We start from the raw sequence: 16,300 nt of genomic DNA on the forward strand, positions 1-16,300 counted from the left end.
TGGTTCCTCCGCATGCGCCGCCGGAATGTCGTTCGGCAGGGAACTCGTTTGATGAGAGGCGCCGAGAGCGCTTCAATGACCCGTCAGTTTCATGAGGTGGTGCCAGCATGATGTGGATGAGGAAGCCCCGGAGCCCCACGGTCGTGGACGTCGAGTTCGCGAAGCCCTACCTCATCACCACGCCGGCAGCGGTGTGGGTCATGTGCCTGAGCGGTAGGGCCTGGTTGACGCGCGACGGCTGCCGTGCGGATCTGGTTCTTTCGCCCGGCGATATGACAAAGGTCTCAAGGGCCGACGTTGCCCTCGTCACTGGCATGCCGTGCTGCAGGCTGGGAATAGGCGAGAAGCGCGAACAACTGACCGAGTTGCAAGGCCTCTCAATGGACGTGACGTCGGACCGAGCGACTTCAGCCGGGTTCTCCGGGCCCGGTATTCATCGCCAACTGCTTGACGTATGAACTATTGATTTCTAAAGTGATGCGCAAGGAAGGTTTCATTCCATGCGTATCACCTGCATCGGCGGCGGCCCCGCCGGCCTGTACTTCGCCCTGCTGATGAAGAAGGCCGATCCGGCCCACCAGGTCCGGGTGCTGGAGCGCAATCGCGCGGGCGATACCTTCGGCTGGGGCGTCGTGCTGTCCGACCAGACCGTCGACGCCTTGCGCGAGGCCGACCCCGAGACCGCCGCGCAGATCGCCGAGGCCTTCAACCACTGGGACGACATCGCCGTCCACATCGCCGGCCGCAGCATCGTTTCGGGAGGCCATGGCTTCTGCGGCATCGGGCGCATGAAGCTGTTGAACATCCTGCAGACCCGCTGTGAAGCGCTGGGCGTGGAGCTGGTCTATGAGGCCGATGTGCCGGACGACACGGGCATGGCCGCCGACCTCATCATCGCGGCCGACGGCCTGAACAGCCGCATCCGCCAGAAATACGCCGCCACCTACCAGCCCGACATCGACCTGCGCGCCTGCCGCTTCGTGTGGCTGGGCACCACCCAGCTGTTCGGCGCCTTCACCTTCGACTTCCAGCAAACCCAGTGGGGCTGGTTCCAGGCCCACGCCTATCGCTTCGACGCCACGCACTCGACCTTCATCGTCGAGGCGCCCGAGGACGTCTGGCGTGCCGCCGGGTTGGAGGACATGAGCAAGGAGGAGGGCATCGCCTTTTGCGAGAAGCTGTTTGCGAAGGTGCTGGATGGGCACCCGCTGATCTCCAACGCCAGCCACCTGCGCGGGTCGGCGTCCTGGATCCGCTTCCCGCGTGTCGTCTGCAAAACCTGGGTGCATCACAACGACCGCGGCACCCCTGTCGTGCTGATGGGCGACGCGGCCCACACGGCCCACTTCTCCATCGGCTCCGGCACCAAGCTCGCGCTGGAGGACGCCATCGACCTGGCGCGCGACATCCAGGCGCATGGCGATCTGCCCACAGCGCTCGCCACCTACCAGGCCACCCGCAGCATCGAGGTGCTGCGCATCCAGAACGCGGCGCGCAACTCCACCGAATGGTTCGAAAGCGTCGAGCGCCACGCGCTCCTGGCGCCCGAGCAGTTCGCCTATTCGCTGCTGACGCGCTCACAGCGCATCTCGCACGAGAACCTGCGCCTGCGCGACGCGCGCTATGTCGGCGAATTCGAGCGCTGGCTGGCGGGCCGCAGCGGTGTCGATGCCCAGGTGCCGCCGATGTTCACGCCCTTCAAGCTGCGCGGCCTCACGCTGAAGAACCGCGTCGTCGTCTCGCCGATGGCGCAGTACAGCTGCGTGGACGGCATGCCCGGCGACTACCACCTGGCCCATCTCGGTGCACGGGCGCTCGGCGGCGCCGGCCTCGTCTTTGCCGAGATGACCTGCGTGTCGCCCGATGCCCGCATCACGCCCGCCTGCCCCGGCCTGTGGAGCGACGCGCAGGGCGCCGCCTGGCGGCGCATCGTCGAGCATGTGCATGCCAGCAGCAGCGCGAAGATCGCCATGCAGCTCGGCCATGCCGGCCCCAAGGGCTCGACGCGCGCGCCGTGGGACGGCGAGGACTTGCCGCTGGCCGGCGGCAACTGGCCGCTGCTCTCGGCATCGCCCCTGCAGTACCTGGACGGCGTCAGCCAGGTCCCGCGTGCCATGACGCGCGCCGACATGGACCGCGTGCGCGAGGACTTCGTCGCCGCAGCCCGCCGAGCAGCCGATGCAGGCTTTGATTGGCTGGAGCTGCACTGCGCCCACGGCTATCTGCTGTCGGCCTGCATCTCGCCGCTGACCAACCACCGCGACGACGACTACGGCGGGCCGCTGGAGAACCGGCTGCGCTACCCGCTGGAGGTCTTCACCGCAATGCGCGAAGTCTGGCCGCTGGACCGGCCGATGTCCGTGCGCATCTCGGCCCACGACTGGGTGCCGGGCGGCACGACACCGGAAGACGCCGTTGTCATCGCCGCAGCGTTCAAGCAGGCCGGCGCCGACCTCATCGACGTCTCCTCCGGCCAGGTCAGCAAGGCGCAGAGGCCCGTCTACGGCCGCATGTTCCAGACGCCGTTTGCGGAAAGCATCCGCAACCGGGTTGGCATCGCGACCATGGCGGTTGGCGCCATCTCCGAGGCCGACCACGTCAACAGCATCATTGCCTCGGGCCGCGCCGACCTCTGCGCCATCGCACGGCCGCACCTGGCCAACCCCGCCTGGACGTTGACCGAGGCGGCGCGCATTGGCTATGCCGGCCCCATCGGGCTGGAGTGGCCCCGGCAATACCTCTCGGGCAAGACCCAGCTGGAACGTGAGTTAGAGCGCCAGCGCTCGGCAGGCGTGGCGGCGGCCGAGCAGGCGAACAAGGCGTTGGGCGTATGAAGCAGGCGGTCGTCACGGGTGGTGGAAGTGGCATCGGTGCTGCCGTGGCCAAGCGCTTGCTGGCGGATGGCTGGCGCGTGACGCTGATGGGGCGCAGCCACGAGCGCCTGGCTTCCCAGCAGGCCGCGCTGGGCGAAGTGGCCATCCAGGTCTGCGATGTGTCCGACGAAGCCAGCGTCACCGCCGCCTTCGCAGCGGTGGGCGACGTGGATCTCCTCGTCAACAACGCCGGCCAGGTCGAGACCGCGCCGCTGCACAAGACCTCGCTGGAACTCTGGCAGCGCTTGCTCAACGTCAACCTCACCGGCACCTTCCTCTGCAGCCGCGCGGTGCTGCCCGGCATGCTCACGCGCAGGCAGGGCCGCATCGTCAACGTGGCCAGCACGGCGGCGCTGAAGGGCTATGCCTACGTGGCCGCCTACTGCGCCGCCAAGCACGGCGTGCTGGGCCTGACCCGCGCGATGGCTTTGGAAGTGGCCGCCAAGGGCGTGACGGTCAATGCGGTCTGCCCCGGCTATACCGAGACGGACATCGTCGCGAGCGCCATCGACACCATCGTCGCCAAGACCGGTCGCACGCCGCAAGAAGCGCGCGCCGAGCTGGCCAAGACCAACCCTCAGGGCCGGTTGATCCAGCCCGAAGAGGTGGCCGACGCCATTGCCTGGCTCGTCGCCAGCGCCGGCATCAACGGCCAGGCCATTGCCGTTTGCGGCGGGGAGACGATGTGAGCGAAATGGACCTCGAAACCCGCCTGTCGGACGACGACCACCAGGCCTTGAAGCTCTGGCTGCGGCTGCTGTCGTGTACCACCCGCGTGGAAGACCAGGTCCGCCAGCGGCTGCGCGCCGAGTTCGGCACCACGCTGCCGCGCTTCGACCTGCTGGCCCAGCTGGAGCGCCACCCGGACGGCCTGACGATGCGCGAGCTGTCCAAGCGCCTGATGGTGACGGGCGGCAACGTCACCGGCATCACCGACCAGCTCGAAGCCGAGGGCCTGGTGCTGCGAGAGACGCGCGCCGACGACCGCCGCAGCTTCATCGTCAGGCTCACGCCGCAGGGCCGCCGCCAGTTCAAGCGCATGGCCGCCACCCACGAGGGCTGGATCGTCGAGCTGTTCGCGGGCTGGACGCCGGCGCAGAAGACCCAGGTCCAGGACCTACTCGCGACACTCAAGACGCATCTTGCGCAAAGGGATTCCCAATGACCCCGCACCTGACCTCCGGCAACAACCAGAGCCTGGCCGGCTACGCGCCCCAACACTTTGTCTGGCAGCAGCAGGGCGCGGTGGGCCTGATCACGCTGAACCGCCCCGAGCGCAAGAACCCGCTGACCTTCGAGTCCTATGCCGAGCTGCGCGACCTGTTCCGCCGCCTGAGCTATGTCGACGACGTGCGCGCCATCGTCGTGCAAGGCGCCGGCGGCAACTTCTGCTCCGGCGGCGACGTGCACGAGATCATCGGCCCGCTGACCGGCATGAGCATGCCCGACCTGCTGGCCTTCACGCGGATGACGGGCGATCTGGTGAAAGCCATGCGTGCCTGCCCGCAGCCCATCGTCGCCGCCATCGACGGCGTCTGCGCGGGTGCCGGCGCCATCATGGCGATGGCCTCCGACCTGCGCGTGGGCACGTCGCGCAGCAAGACGGCCTTCCTGTTCACCCGCGTGGGCCTGGCGGGCTGCGACATGGGCGCCTGCGCGATGCTGCCGCGCATCGTCGGCCAGGGCCGGGCGTCGGACCTGCTCTACAGCGGCCGCAGCCTGGGTGGCGAGGAGGGCCTGGCCTGGGGCTTCCTGAATCGGCTGGTGGAGCCCGACGCGTTGCTGAATGAGGCCACGAAATGGGCGGGCGAGATCGCTGCCGGCCCGAGCTTTGGCCATGCGATGACCAAGCGCATGCTGCATCAGGAATGGGCCATGGGCGTGGACGAGGCCATCGAATCCGAGGCGCAGGCGCAGGCGATTTGCATGATGACGAACGACTTCCATCGCGCGTATGAGGCCTTCGTCGCGAAGCAGAAGCCCGTCTTCCAAGGCGACTGACGTGGATTTCAAAGGCAACCACAGAGGCACGGAGACACAGAGGAAATGCATGAGGTCTGTCCCTCCGTGCCTCCGTGCCTCAGTGGTTGCATTTCCGTAACTGTGTCATGCGTCGGCAGTGCCGCGAATGCGCAATGGATAGCTGATATGGAACACCTCGACTGGCCATTCTTCGACGCCAAGCACCGCGAGCTGGCGCGCGCACTGGACGCCTGGTGCGGCGAACACCTGCAGCATGTCGACCATGACGTCGACATCGATGCGCAATGCCGCACGCTCGTCGCTCAGCTCGGCACCGCCGGCTGGCTGAACCATGCGGTGGCCGGTGAGGGGCAAGCCATCGACACCCGCGCCATCTGCCTGATCCGCGAGACGCTGGCCAGGCACGACGGGCTGGCCGACTTCGCCTTCGCCATGCAGGGCCTGGGCTCGGGGGCCATCTCGCTGCAGGGCACGGCCGAGCAGCGCGAGCGTTATCTGCCGCGCGTGGCCAGGGGCGAGGCGCTGGCGGCGTTTGCGCTGTCCGAGCCCGAGGCCGGCTCGGACGTCGCCGCCATGCAATGCAGCGCCACCGAGGACGGTGACAGCTATCTGCTGAACGGCGAGAAGACCTGGATCTCAAACGGCGGCATCGCCGACTTCTACGTGCTGTTCGCGCGCAGCGGCGAAGCACCCGGCTCGCGCGGCATCTCGGCCTTCATCGTCGACGCCGATCTGCCGGGCTTAGAGATCGCCGAGCGCATCGCCGTCATTGCGCCGCACCCGCTGGCGCGCCTGCGCTTCACGAACTGCCGCGTCGCCAAGTCGCAAATGCTCGGCGCCCCGGGAGAGGGTTTCAAGCTGGCCATGCGCACGCTGGATGTGTTCCGCACCTCGGTTGCCGCTGCGGCGCTGGGCTTTGCCCGCCGCGCGCTGCAAGAAGGTTTGAACCAGGCCAAGTCGCGCCCCATGTTCGGCGCGCGGCTGGCGGACCTGCCGCTGACGCAGGCCAAGCTGGCCGACATGGCCTGCACGGTGGACTCGTCCGCCCTGATGGTCTACCGCGCCGCCTGGTTGAGGGATCAAGGCAAGACCATCACCAAGGAAGCCGCCATGGCCAAGCTGATGGCGACCGAGGGCGCCCAGCAGGTGATTGATGCGGCCGTGCAGCTCTTCGGCGGGCGCGGCGTGCGGCGCGGCGAGATCGTCGAGTCGCTGTACCGGGAGATCCGCGCGCTGCGCATCTACGAGGGCGCCAGCGAAGTGCAGCAACTCATCATCGGCAGGGAGCTGCTGAAGTGAAATTCAAAGGCAACCACAGAGGCGCAGAGGCACAGAGGACTGCACAGAGGTCTTTTCTTTTTTTCTCATCTCTGTGTCTCTGCGCCTCTGTGGTTGCATTTCTGGACCCGTTTGCTCATTGGCCGTTCAAGGAGGCCTGATGCACCCCACCGCCCATGTCGACACATTCGCGCGGGACCACCTCCCGCCGCAGCACCAGTGGCCGGAGCTGGTGTTCGACCTGCCCGAGCTGCAGTTCGGCCCCAAGCTGAACGCGGCGAGCGCGCTGCTGGACCGCTGGGTAGAGCAAGGGCAGGGTGGTCGGCCCTGCGTGCAGGGCGCCGGGCTGCGCTGGACCTATGCCGAACTGCAAGCCGAGGCCAACCGCATCGCCCACGTGCTGGTGAGCGAGATGGGCGTGCTGCCCGGCAACCGCGTGCTGCTGCGCGGCGCCAACACGCCGCAGCTGGCGGCCTGCTGGTTCGCGATCATCAAGGCCGGTGCGATTGCGGTGGCGACCATGCCGCTGCTGCGCGCCGTCGAACTGGGCAAGGTCATTGCCAAGGCCGAGGTGACACATGCGCTCTGTGACGCGGCGCTGGCCGACGAATTGGCGGCGGCGCAGTTGCAGAACCCGCTGCTGCGCGGCATCTGCCATTACCGCAGCGCCGAGCCCGACGGCCTGGAGGCCCGCGCCGCGCGCCAGCCGACCAGCTTCACGAATGTGGACACCGCCAGCGACGACTGCGCGCTGATCGCCTTCACATCCGGCACGACCGGCCAGCCCAAGGGCACGATGCACTTCCATCGTGACGTCATCGCCATCTGCCGCTGCTGGCCGGTGCACTGCCTGCGTGCTGCGGCCGGCGACGTCTTCATCGGCAGTCCGCCGCTGGCCTTCACCTTCGGTCTGGGTGGTCTGTTGCTGTTCCCGATGAGCGTGGGCGCGTCGACGGTGTTGATTGAAAAGCCTTCGCCCGAGGCGCTGCTCGCGGCGATTGCCGAGCACCGCGCGACGGTCTGCTTCACGGCGCCCACCTCCTACCGGGCGATGGCGCCGCTGGTCGGCCAGCACGACCTCTCGTCGCTGCGCAAATGCGTGAGCGCCGGTGAGGCCTTGCCTGCCGCCACACGTGCACTGTGGAAGCAGGTGACGGGCATCGAGCTGCTGGACGGCATCGGCGCGACGGAGCTGCTGCACATCTTCATCTCGCACACCGAGGAGACCGCCAAGCCTGGCGCCACCGGCAAGCCCGTGCCGGGCTACCAGGCCTGCATCCTCGACGACGGCGGCCAGCCGTTGCGTGCTGGGCAGGTGGGCCACCTCGCGGTGAAGGGCCCGACCGGCTGCCGCTACCTCGCCGACGAGCGCCAGCACCAGTACGTGCAAGACGGCTGGAACCTCACGGGCGACTCCTATCTCGTCGACGACGAGGGCTATTTCGTCTACCAGGCCCGCACCGACGACATGATCATCTCGGGCGGCTACAACATCGCCGGGCCCGAGGTGGAGGCAGCACTGCTCGGCCACCCGGCCGTCGCCGAATGCGCCGTCATCGGCGTGCCCGACGAGGAACGCGGCCAGCTCGTCAAGGCCTTTGTCGTGCTGCGTGAGGGCCATGCGGGCGACGTGCGCGCGCTGCAGGCGCATGTGAAAGCCACGATCGCGCCCTACAAGTACCCGCGCGCCATCGAGTTCCGCCAGGCGCTGCCGCGTACCGAGACGGGCAAACTGCAGCGCTTCAAGCTGAGAAGCTGAACCTCAACCCCAGGAGATGGACATGACCCAGATGAAGCAATTGCAACCACAGAGGCACAGAGGCGCGGAGAAGGCCCGTTCCGTGTGGTCTCTGTGTCTGTGTGCCTCTGTGGTTGCATTGGGCGTCGCCCTCTCGACTGCGCCAGCCCAGGCCGCCGACAAGCTCAAGGTCGGTTTCCTGAGCACCCTGTCCGGCCCCGGCGCCGGTCTGGGCGTGGACATCCGCGACGGCTTTGCGTTGGGCTTGAAGCACAGCGGCGGCAAGCTCGGTGGCTTGCCCGTCGAGATGGTCATCGCCGACGACCAGCAGAACCCCGAGGTCGCCAAGCAGAGCGCCGAGCGCCTGATCAAGCGCGACAAGGTCGACCTGATGACCGGCATCGTCTTCTCCAACATCATGCTGGCCGTCGGCCCTTCGGTGTTCGACGCCAAGATCCCCTACATCAGCGCCAACGCCGGCCCGTCGCAGTACGCCGGCGAGCAGTGCAACCCCTACTTCTTCAACGTCGCCTGGCAGAACGACAACCTGCACGAGGCCGTGGGCAAGACGGTGACGGAGAAGGGCTTCAAGAAGCTGGTGCTGCTGGCGCCCAACTACCCGGCGGGCAAGGACGCGATGACGGGCTTCAAGCGCTATTACAAGGGCGCCGTCGTCGAGGAGATCTACACCAAGCTCGGCCAGCTGGACTACGCCGCCGAGCTGGCTCAGGCCCGCGCCGCCAAGCCGGATGCGATGTACATCTTCCTGCCCGGCGGCATGGGCATCAACTTCATCAAGCAGTTTGTCGGCGCCGGGTTGTCCAAGGACGTGACGCTGTTCGGGCCGGGGTTCTCGGCCGATGAGGACGTCATCAAGGCGGTGGGCGAGCCGATGCTGGGCATGTTCAACAGCTCGCATTGGGCGCATGACATGGACAACGCGGCGAACCGGAAGTTCGTGGCCGATTTCTTGAAGGACTACGGAAGGTTGCCGTCGCTGTATGCGAGTCAGGGGTATGACGCGGCGTTGTTGATGAACGCGGCGGTGAGGGATGTGAAGGGGAAGGTGGAGGACAGGCCGGCGTTGCTGAAGGCGATCAAGGCGGCGAAGTTCGAGTCGGTGCGCGGTCCCTTCAAATTCAACCGTAATCAGTACCCGATTCAGGATTACTACCTGCGGGTGATCACGAAGGATGGGCAGGGGCGGGTGACGAACCGGACGATGGGGAAGATCTTTACGCAGCATGAGGATGCGTACGTTGGCTCTTGCAAGATGAGCTGAATGATGCGGGTTGCTTTGGCGGAGGGGGCGCTTCATCGCTGCATTGCCGGGAGTCCGTCTCGGCGGCCGGGTGACTTTCTTCTGGCCCCGCAGAAGAAAGTTACCCCGCCGCCGGGCGGGACTCCCGGCACCACACTGGCCGCCAACCAGAAGTAGCGAGCGCCGCGCCCCCACATGGACTGGATCCTCATCACCGAGCAACTCCTCAACGGCCTCCAATTCGGCCTGATGCTCTTCCTCCTCGCCGCCGGCCTCACCCTCGTGTTTGGCATCATGGACATGATCAACCTGGCGCATGGCTCGCTCTACATGGTCGGCGCCTACCTCGCCGCTGCCACCGCCGCCGCGACCGGTTCGTTCCTGCTCGCCATCGCAGCGGCGGTCGCCGGCACCGCCCTCCTCGGCATGCTGCTCGAAGTCACCCTCCTGCGAAAGCTCTACGCCCGCGACCACCTCAGCCAGGTCCTGGCCACCTTCGCGCTCATCCTCATGCTCAATGAAGGCGTGCGCATCCTCTGGGGCGACCAGCCGCTGATGCTGGGCACGCCCGCCGCCCTGTCCGGCCCCGTCGAACTGCTCCCCGGCCTGCACTACCCGGCCTACCGCCTGCTCATCATCGGCGTCGGCCTCGCCGTCGCGCTGCTGATGTGGCTGCTGGTGACGCGCACCCGTGCCGGCATGTGGGTGCGCGCCGGCGCGTCCAACCGCCAGATGGCCACCGCCATGGGCGTCGACATACGCCGCCTGTTCACGGCCGTCTTCGGCCTCGGCGCGGCGCTGTGCGCGCTGGCCGGCGCCCTGCTCGGCCCGCTGCTCGCGGTGCAGGTGGGCATGGGCGAGAGCATCCTCATCCTCGCCTTTGTCGTCATCGTCGTCGGCGGCATCGGCTCGGTGCGCGGCGCGCTGGTGGGCTCGCTGCTGGTCGGCCTGGTGGACACCGCCAGCCGCACGCTGCTGCCCGCCGCGTTGCGCCATCTCGCCTCGCCCGAGGTCGCCGCCAACCTCGGCCCGGCGCTGGCCTCAATCCTGATCTACGTGCTGATGGCCGCCATCCTGTTCTGGAAGCCCCGTGGCTTGTTCCCTGCCCATGGCTGAAGCGCATTCACTTCATCACCGCGGCCTCGGGCGTTGGACGTGGCCGCTGCTGCTTGCGCTCGCCGCGCTGCCCCTCGCGTTGGAGGCCCTGGGCCTGGAGTTCTACACCGTCGTCGGGACGCGCATCCTCATCTTCGCCATCGCGGCGTCCAGCCTCAACCTCATCCTCGGCTTCGGCGGCCTCGTCAGCTTCGGCCATGCGGCCTACATCGGCCTGGGCGCCTACACGGTGGGCGTGCTGATGGAGGCGGGCGTCACCTCCGCCTGGGTCGCCTGGCCGGCGGCGATGTTGGTCAGTGCAGTTGCGGCAGCAGTGATTGGCGCCATCAGCCTGCGCACCCGCGGCGTCTACTTCATCATGATCACGCTGGCGTTCGCGCAGATGTTCTATTACCTGGCCGTGTCGCTGAAGGCCTATGGCGGCGATGACGGCCTGCCGCTGGTGCAGCGTTCGGCCTTGGGCCTCGGCCTGAACCTGAAGGACGACGCGAGCTTCTACTGGGTGGCGCTGGCTCTCTTCGCCATCGTCATGGCCGGCCTGCAGCGCCTCGTCAATTCGCCCTTTGGCTGGCTGCTGCAGGGCGCGCGCGAGAACGAGGTACGCGTCGCAGCGGCTGGCGGCCGGGTGTTTGCGCTGCGCTGGCAGGCCTTTGTGCTCGCGGGCGCCATCGCCGGCCTGGCCGGCGCCATGCTGGCCAACCTCAACGGCATCGTGTCGCCGCACCTGATGCACTGGTCGCAGTCCGGCCAGTTGATGGTCATGGTCATCATCGGCGGCGCGGGCGCGCTGTGGGGCGGGCCGCTGGGCGCGTTGGCGCTGTTGCTGCTGGAGGAGCTGTTGTCGGGCTACACGCTGCATTGGCAGCTGGGCCTGGGCGCGCTGCTGCTGCTCGTCGTGCTGTATGCGCCGCGTGGCCTTGCGGGACTGGGCCGGAAGGCGCGCCGTGCTTGAAGTCAAGAACCTCGTGAAGCGTTTCGGCGCGCTGGCCGCGACCGACGGTGCGAGCTTTGAGGTGCGTGCCGGCGAACTGCATGCGCTGATCGGCCCCAACGGCGCCGGCAAGACGACGCTGATCCACCAGATCGCAGGCAGCCTCGCGCCCGACTTGGGTGCCATCGTCTTCGACGGTCATGACGTCACCCGCCAGGGCATGGCCCGCCGCGTGCAGGCTGGCCTGGTGCGCAGCTTCCAGATCACCAGCCTGTTCAAGCCCTGCACCGTGCGCGACAACCTGGTGCTGGCCGTGCTGGCGCGGCGCGAGGGTGCGCCGTCGTGGTGGCGCGCTGCGCGTGCGGATGCGGCGGCGCATGCTGAGGCAGGCGCGCTGCTCGCACGCGTCGGGCTGGCCGCACAAGCCGACCGCGTTGCCGGCGAACTCGCACATGGCGAACAACGCCAGCTCGAAGTCGGCCTCGCCCTGGCCGCCAAGCCGCGCCTGCTGCTGCTGGACGAACCGCTGGCCGGCATGGCCCAGGACGAGTCGGCGCGCATGGTCGAGCTGCTGCTGGCGCTCAGGCGCGAAGGCCTGACGCTGCTGCTCGTCGAGCACGACATGGACGCCGTCTTCCGCCTGGCTGACCGCATCTCCACGCTGGTGGCCGGCCGCGTCATCGCCAGCGGTACGCCAGCCGAGATCCGCGATCACGCGGAGGTGAAGCGCGCCTACCTCGGCGACGAGGTGATCTCATGACGGCACTGCTGCAGATCGAGCAACTCGAAGCCGGCTACGGCGCCAGCCAGGTGCTGTTTGGCCTGGATCTGTCCATGCAGGCCGGCGAGGTCGCCACGCTGCTGGGCCGCAACGGCATGGGCAAGAGCACGCTGCTGCGCTGCCTGTGCGGCTGGCTGGCGCCCAGCGGCGGGCGCATCGTCTTCTGCGGCCAGGACATCACCGGCTGGCCGGCCGACCGCATCGCGCGGCTGGGCCTGGCCCTGGTGCCCGAGGGTCGCCAGGTCTTCCCCAACCTCAGCGTCGACGAGCATCTGCGTGCCTTCGCCAACAACCGCAGCGGTGCGGCCGAGCCCTGGACGCCCGAGCGTGTCTACGGCCTCTTCCCGCGCCTGGCCGAGCGCGCCGCTCACATGGGCCAGCAGCTGTCGGGCGGCGAGCAGCAAATGCTGGCCATCGGCCGCGCGCTGGTCACCAACCCGCGCCTGCTGGTGCTGGACGAAGCGACCGAAGGCCTGGCCCCGCTCCTGCGCGAGGAGATCTGGCGCTGCCTGGGCCTGCTGCGCGCCGCCGGCCAGACCATCCTGGTCGTCGACAAATACGTGCAGCGGCTGATCCGCCTGGCCGACCACCACACCGTTGTCGAGCGCGGCCGCGTGGCGTGGGCGGGTCCGTCGGCTGCGCTCGCAGCCGACCCGGCGCTGTGGCAGAAATACGTGGGGGTTTGAAGATGAGTGCTTGCGCCTTTCAACGCGAACAACTCGTGCGCTTCGGCCACTGCGACCCGGCCGGCATCGTCTTCTATCCGCGTTACTTCGAGATGCTCAACGAGCTGGTCGAGGACTGGTTCGGGAACGGGCTGGGGCTGCCCTTCGAGCAACTGATCGGCCAGCGCCGCGTCGGCATGCCTACAGCGCAGCTCGAGACGCGCTTCGTGCGCGTCAGCCGCCATGGCGACAGCCTGGTGCAACGCATCCACATCGAGCGGCTCGGCCGCAGTTCGGTGACGCTGCGCGTCGTCTTCGACGGCAAGGATGAGGGAGTAAGTGGCCCGCTCGTCGAATTCACGCAGGTGCTGGTCTGCACCTCGCTCAGCGACCACAAGCCCCAGGCCTTTCCCGACGATCTGCGCGCTGCGCTGCAGCGCTCGCTCGCCGCACAACAGGAGACAAGCTCATGAACAACAAGCAGATCCTGCAGCCCGCCGGCTGGACCCAGCCGCGCGGCTATGCCAACGGCGTCGCGGCGAGCGGCCGCCAAGTCTTCGTCGCCGGCCAGATCGGCTGGAACGAGCGCTGCGAGTTCGACAGCGACGACTTCATCGCCCAGGTGCGCCAGACGCTGCTCAATATCCGCGCCGTGCTGGCCGAGGCGGGTGCCCAGCCCGAGCACATCGTTCGCATGACCTGGTACCTCATCGACAAGCGCGAATACATCGCCCGTGGCCGCGAGGTGGGCGCTGCCTACCGCGACGTGCTGGGCCGCGACTACGGCATCGCCATGAGCGCGGTGCAGGTGTCGGCGCTGATGGAGGACCGGGCCAAGGTGGAGATCGAGGTGACGGCGGTGGTGCCGGAGGTCGCGCCTGAGCCGGCAGACGCGGGCGCCTGAGCCGCATTTCAGGTAATTCGGCTCATCATTTGAGCCGATAGTGCAAAATTGCGGCTCATGACCGCGAAAGCACGCCCCTGGAACTGGCTTCGCGCCGACTGGCCGGGTTTCGTTTACGACGAGGCCGCCGTCAGCGCCGACCTGGCCCGCGCCTACCGTTTGCATGGCGTCATGGAAGGCAAGGCTGCGGCCATCGGCTTCACCGCTATCAGCGACGTCGCGCTCGACTCGATGGCGGACGAGGTGCTGACCACCGCGGCCATTGAAGGTGAGCGGCTGTCGCTGGACGCCGTCAGGTCGTCGGTCATGCGCCGCATGGGATTGCAGGCGCAAGGTCCCATCGACCGCGCCGTGGACGGCCTGGTCGCCGTCATTCACGACGCGACCACCGGACCCGGCACGCCGCTCGACGACGACCGGCTCTGCCGGTGGCAGTCGGCGCTGTTTCCCGGCGGGACTTCAGGCTTGCACCGCATCGCCGTGGCCCGCTACCGCGATCACCCAGACCCGATGCAGATCATCAGCGGCCTGCCCGGCCGCGAGGTCGTGCACTACGAGGCGCCGCCATCGGCCGATGTGCCCCGGCACATGGCGCACTTCATCGGCTGGTTCAACGACACCGCGCCCGGCGGCGCGTCGAAAGCGCCTCTGGACGGACTGGCCCGTGCCGCCATCGCCCACCTTTGGTTCGAGAGCATTCACCCGTTCGAGGACGGCAATGGCCGCATCGGCCGCGCCCTCGTCGACATGGCCGTGGCGCAGCACCTCAGCACGCCGGTCCGGCTGTTCAGCCTGTCGCGGCAACTGCTGGAGCGCCGCGCCGACTACTACGAACATCTGAACCGCTGCCAGCGCGGCAGCATGGACGTCACCGCCTGGGTGCAATGGTTCGTGCGGCAATGCGCCGCGGCCTACTTGGCGGCCAGCGCCACGATGGACCAGGCCCTCGTGAAGCGCCGGTTTGCGGAGCATCACGGCATCGCAGGGCTGCCTGAACGCCAACGCAAGGTGTTGCAGCGGCTGCTCGACGACGGCGATGGCGGCTTCCTGGGCGGGCTCAACGCCGAGAAGTACATGAAGATGACCGGTGCGTCCAAGGCCACGGCGACACGGGATCTGGCGGAGATGGTCAAGCGCGGGCAGCTCTGGACCACGGGCGCGGGCAAGGCTTTGCGGTATCACGTCAACGTGCCAGGCTGGACCCATGGCGTCGCGGTGGGCGAAGGCCCGGGCGTGGCTTGATGCGTGTGTCCTGCAGCTTTAGCGCGGGTAGGTGCCGGACTGACTTTCTGAAGCCACGTGCCTTACGAGCATCACGGCTCAGTTGTGTCCATCCGCGAAGTTGCCCTCTACTGGAGATGTCGGCTCGCCAAGCTCTTCGTGAAGCGCTGCCAGGATGGCTGATATGGTCTCGGGTACTGGCTGGCCATAGTTCTCTTGCAAGGCGTTGGCAATGTGGCGGATAGTGTCCGCGAGAAACATGCCCCAGATAAGCGCTTCGTTGCGCCCTTGGCCCTCCCACATGCCAACCTTGATGGTGCAGTGTTGCCCATGTTCGGCAATCCACGCGCTCAGCATTTGAACGGCGTTCTCGTCTCGTTGTGCGGCTGGCGGGATGACAAGTGGCTTCATGGGGCTGTTTCGGATTCTTGGCCGTGAGGCTGGAAAAGGTTTGATCCGCTGGCGGCTGGGGCGGCTAAGCGCCAATCAAGCCAACACCACCTCAATCCCCCGCCCCCGCAACTGATCCACGATCGCCTGATCCGCCCCGGCATCGGTGATCAGCATGTCCAACTGCTCCACCGGCGCAATGACCGACAGGTTGCGCTTCATCAGCTTGGACGCATCCGCCACCGCGACCACCTGGCGGCTGATCTTCATCATCTGGGCGTTCAACTGCGCTTCGAGCAGATGCGGCGTCATCAAGCCGATGTCGGGGTCCAGGCTGTCGACGCCCAGGAACAAGCGATCAGCGTAGAGGCCCTGCAGCGCCGCCACGGCCTGGGGGCCGGACAGCGAGAAGGAGTTGGGCCGCAGCTGGCCGCCCGGCATGATGAGGTTGACGTGCGGCACGGTCGCCAGCAGGGCGGCGATGTTCAGCGCGTTGGTGATGACGTTCAGCGATGTGAGGCGCAGGCCGCGGATCTGCTTGGCGATCTCTTCGGTGGTGGAGCCCGAGTCGAGCAGGATGGTCTCGCCGTCGCGGATCAGCTTGGCGGCCTCGATGGCGATGCGGGCCTTCTGTTCGTGGCGCAGCTTCTGCTTGACGCCGATGGGCACTTCCTCGGTGTCGCGCTGCGCCAGTGCGCCGCCGTGGGTGCGCAGCACGGCGCCGGTGGCGGCCAGTGCGTTGAGGTCGCTGCGGATGGTGACGACCGAGGTGCCGAAGCGCTCGGCCAGTTGGTCCACCGTGACGCGGCCCTGGCTCTGCACCAGCTCGCGGATCAGCCGGCGGCGCTCGTCAATGAGCAGCGGGCTTTCGGTTTTCGCGGGCAGTGAGAGGGAGGCGGGCATGCGGGATAGAGGGCGGCGGCCGACTTTCGAATGATATCGACGGCGCTCAGCCGGCCAGGCGGGCCAGGGCCTGGGCCGACAGCGGCCGGCCACCCAGGCGCGCGGCGTAGAGCGCGGCGCCCAGCTCCGGGCCAAACTGCGGCGTCTTCAGCACGGCGCCCGGCAGGCGCCGCGCCAGTGCCGCCTGCAGCGGGCCCAGCACCAGCTCGCCAGCCGCGAACACGCCGCCCGAGTACGACACCGGCAGGGCCTGGAT

Annotated in this window: 17 protein-coding genes and 1 pseudogene; 15 read left to right on the top strand and 3 right to left on the bottom strand. The window is 67.8% G+C overall.

From position 1 onward, the window contains the following. Positions 1-143 precede the first annotated feature (143 nt). The 15 genes from ACT6S0_RS14430 to ACT6S0_RS14500 all read left to right on the top strand — a co-directional run bounded on the left by ACT6S0_RS14430 (position 144) and on the right by ACT6S0_RS14500 (position 14,772). On the top strand, positions 144-458 hold the full coding sequence (locus tag ACT6S0_RS14430) for a DUF2917 domain-containing protein (RefSeq protein WP_444764525.1): 315 nt from the start codon (positions 144-146) through the stop codon (positions 456-458). Positions 459-500: 42 nt separating this feature from the next. Next, the gene (locus ACT6S0_RS14435) at positions 501-2,834 is read left to right on the top strand and encodes a bifunctional salicylyl-CoA 5-hydroxylase/oxidoreductase (RefSeq protein ID WP_444764526.1); all 2,334 of its coding nucleotides are present in this window, start codon (positions 501-503) and stop codon (positions 2,832-2,834) included. Beyond that, the gene (locus tag ACT6S0_RS14440; protein WP_444764527.1) at positions 2,831-3,562 is read left to right on the top strand and encodes an SDR family NAD(P)-dependent oxidoreductase; all 732 of its coding nucleotides are present in this window, start codon (positions 2,831-2,833) and stop codon (positions 3,560-3,562) included. Before ACT6S0_RS14435 ends, ACT6S0_RS14440 begins: the two co-directional genes overlap by 4 nt. 5 nt (positions 3,563-3,567) lie before the next feature. After that, complete coding sequence (locus tag ACT6S0_RS14445; protein ID WP_444764528.1) at positions 3,568-4,038, top strand: MarR family winged helix-turn-helix transcriptional regulator; 471 nt, start codon at positions 3,568-3,570, stop codon at positions 4,036-4,038. Beyond that, entirely contained in the window at positions 4,035-4,874 is an 840-nt protein-coding gene (locus ACT6S0_RS14450; RefSeq protein WP_444764529.1) for an enoyl-CoA hydratase family protein, read from the top strand. Before ACT6S0_RS14445 ends, ACT6S0_RS14450 begins: the two co-directional genes overlap by 4 nt. A gap of 138 nt (positions 4,875-5,012) precedes the next feature. Next, the gene (locus ACT6S0_RS14455; RefSeq protein ID WP_444764539.1) at positions 5,013-6,155 is read left to right on the top strand and encodes an acyl-CoA dehydrogenase family protein; all 1,143 of its coding nucleotides are present in this window, start codon (positions 5,013-5,015) and stop codon (positions 6,153-6,155) included. Positions 6,156-6,294: 139 nt separating this feature from the next. Further along, positions 6,295-7,893: an AMP-binding protein gene (locus ACT6S0_RS14460; protein ID WP_444764530.1), complete on the top strand. Its 1,599-nt coding sequence runs from the start codon at positions 6,295-6,297 to the stop codon at positions 7,891-7,893. A gap of 31 nt (positions 7,894-7,924) precedes the next feature. Further along, positions 7,925-9,154 carry an ABC transporter substrate-binding protein gene (locus ACT6S0_RS14465; RefSeq protein WP_444764540.1) on the top strand — a complete coding sequence of 410 codons (1,230 nt, stop codon included), beginning with the start codon at positions 7,925-7,927 and terminating at the stop codon, positions 9,152-9,154. Positions 9,155-9,328: 174 nt separating this feature from the next. Next, entirely contained in the window at positions 9,329-10,249 is a 921-nt protein-coding gene (locus ACT6S0_RS14470; protein WP_444764531.1) for a branched-chain amino acid ABC transporter permease, read from the top strand. Beyond that, positions 10,242-11,201: a branched-chain amino acid ABC transporter permease gene (locus tag ACT6S0_RS14475; protein ID WP_444764541.1), complete on the top strand. Its 960-nt coding sequence runs from the start codon at positions 10,242-10,244 to the stop codon at positions 11,199-11,201. The genes ACT6S0_RS14470 and ACT6S0_RS14475 overlap by 8 nt, the downstream gene beginning before the upstream one ends. Then, a complete protein-coding gene (locus ACT6S0_RS14480) occupies positions 11,152-11,940 on the top strand; it encodes an ABC transporter ATP-binding protein (RefSeq protein ID WP_444764532.1) in 789 nt (262 codons plus the stop codon). Before ACT6S0_RS14475 ends, ACT6S0_RS14480 begins: the two co-directional genes overlap by 50 nt. Next, on the top strand, positions 11,937-12,647 hold the full coding sequence (locus ACT6S0_RS14485) for an ABC transporter ATP-binding protein (RefSeq protein WP_444764533.1): 711 nt from the start codon (positions 11,937-11,939) through the stop codon (positions 12,645-12,647). The genes ACT6S0_RS14480 and ACT6S0_RS14485 overlap by 4 nt, the downstream gene beginning before the upstream one ends. 35 nt (positions 12,648-12,682) lie before the next feature. Then, the gene (locus ACT6S0_RS14490; protein WP_444764534.1) at positions 12,683-13,099 is read left to right on the top strand and encodes an acyl-CoA thioesterase; all 417 of its coding nucleotides are present in this window, start codon (positions 12,683-12,685) and stop codon (positions 13,097-13,099) included. Further along, positions 13,096-13,530 carry a RidA family protein gene (locus ACT6S0_RS14495; RefSeq protein WP_444764535.1) on the top strand — a complete coding sequence of 145 codons (435 nt, stop codon included), beginning with the start codon at positions 13,096-13,098 and terminating at the stop codon, positions 13,528-13,530. Before ACT6S0_RS14490 ends, ACT6S0_RS14495 begins: the two co-directional genes overlap by 4 nt. A gap of 57 nt (positions 13,531-13,587) precedes the next feature. Next, positions 13,588-14,772, top strand: coding sequence for a Fic family protein (locus ACT6S0_RS14500; RefSeq protein ID WP_444764536.1), 1,185 nt, complete (start codon positions 13,588-13,590; stop codon positions 14,770-14,772). Positions 14,773-14,850: 78 nt separating this feature from the next. Here the strand turns inward: ACT6S0_RS14500 and ACT6S0_RS14505 are convergent, their stop codons facing one another. The 3 genes and pseudogenes from ACT6S0_RS14505 to ACT6S0_RS14515 form a co-directional block, all read right to left on the bottom strand. After that, positions 14,851-15,162, bottom strand: coding sequence for a DUF5076 domain-containing protein (locus ACT6S0_RS14505; RefSeq protein ID WP_444764537.1), 312 nt, complete (start codon positions 15,160-15,162; stop codon positions 14,851-14,853). Between the two features lie 75 nt (positions 15,163-15,237). After that, positions 15,238-16,044 carry a DeoR/GlpR family DNA-binding transcription regulator gene (locus tag ACT6S0_RS14510; RefSeq protein WP_444764538.1) on the bottom strand — a complete coding sequence of 269 codons (807 nt, stop codon included), beginning with the start codon at positions 16,042-16,044 and terminating at the stop codon, positions 15,238-15,240. 46 nt (positions 16,045-16,090) lie between these two features. Continuing rightward, positions 16,091-16,300, bottom strand: a pseudogene (locus tag ACT6S0_RS14515) (N-acetylglucosamine kinase); the annotation flags it as partial.

Origin of the sequence: Roseateles sp. (assembly GCF_052436255.1) — a bacterium.
GTDB lineage: Bacteria > Pseudomonadota > Gammaproteobacteria > Burkholderiales > Burkholderiaceae_C > Pelomonas.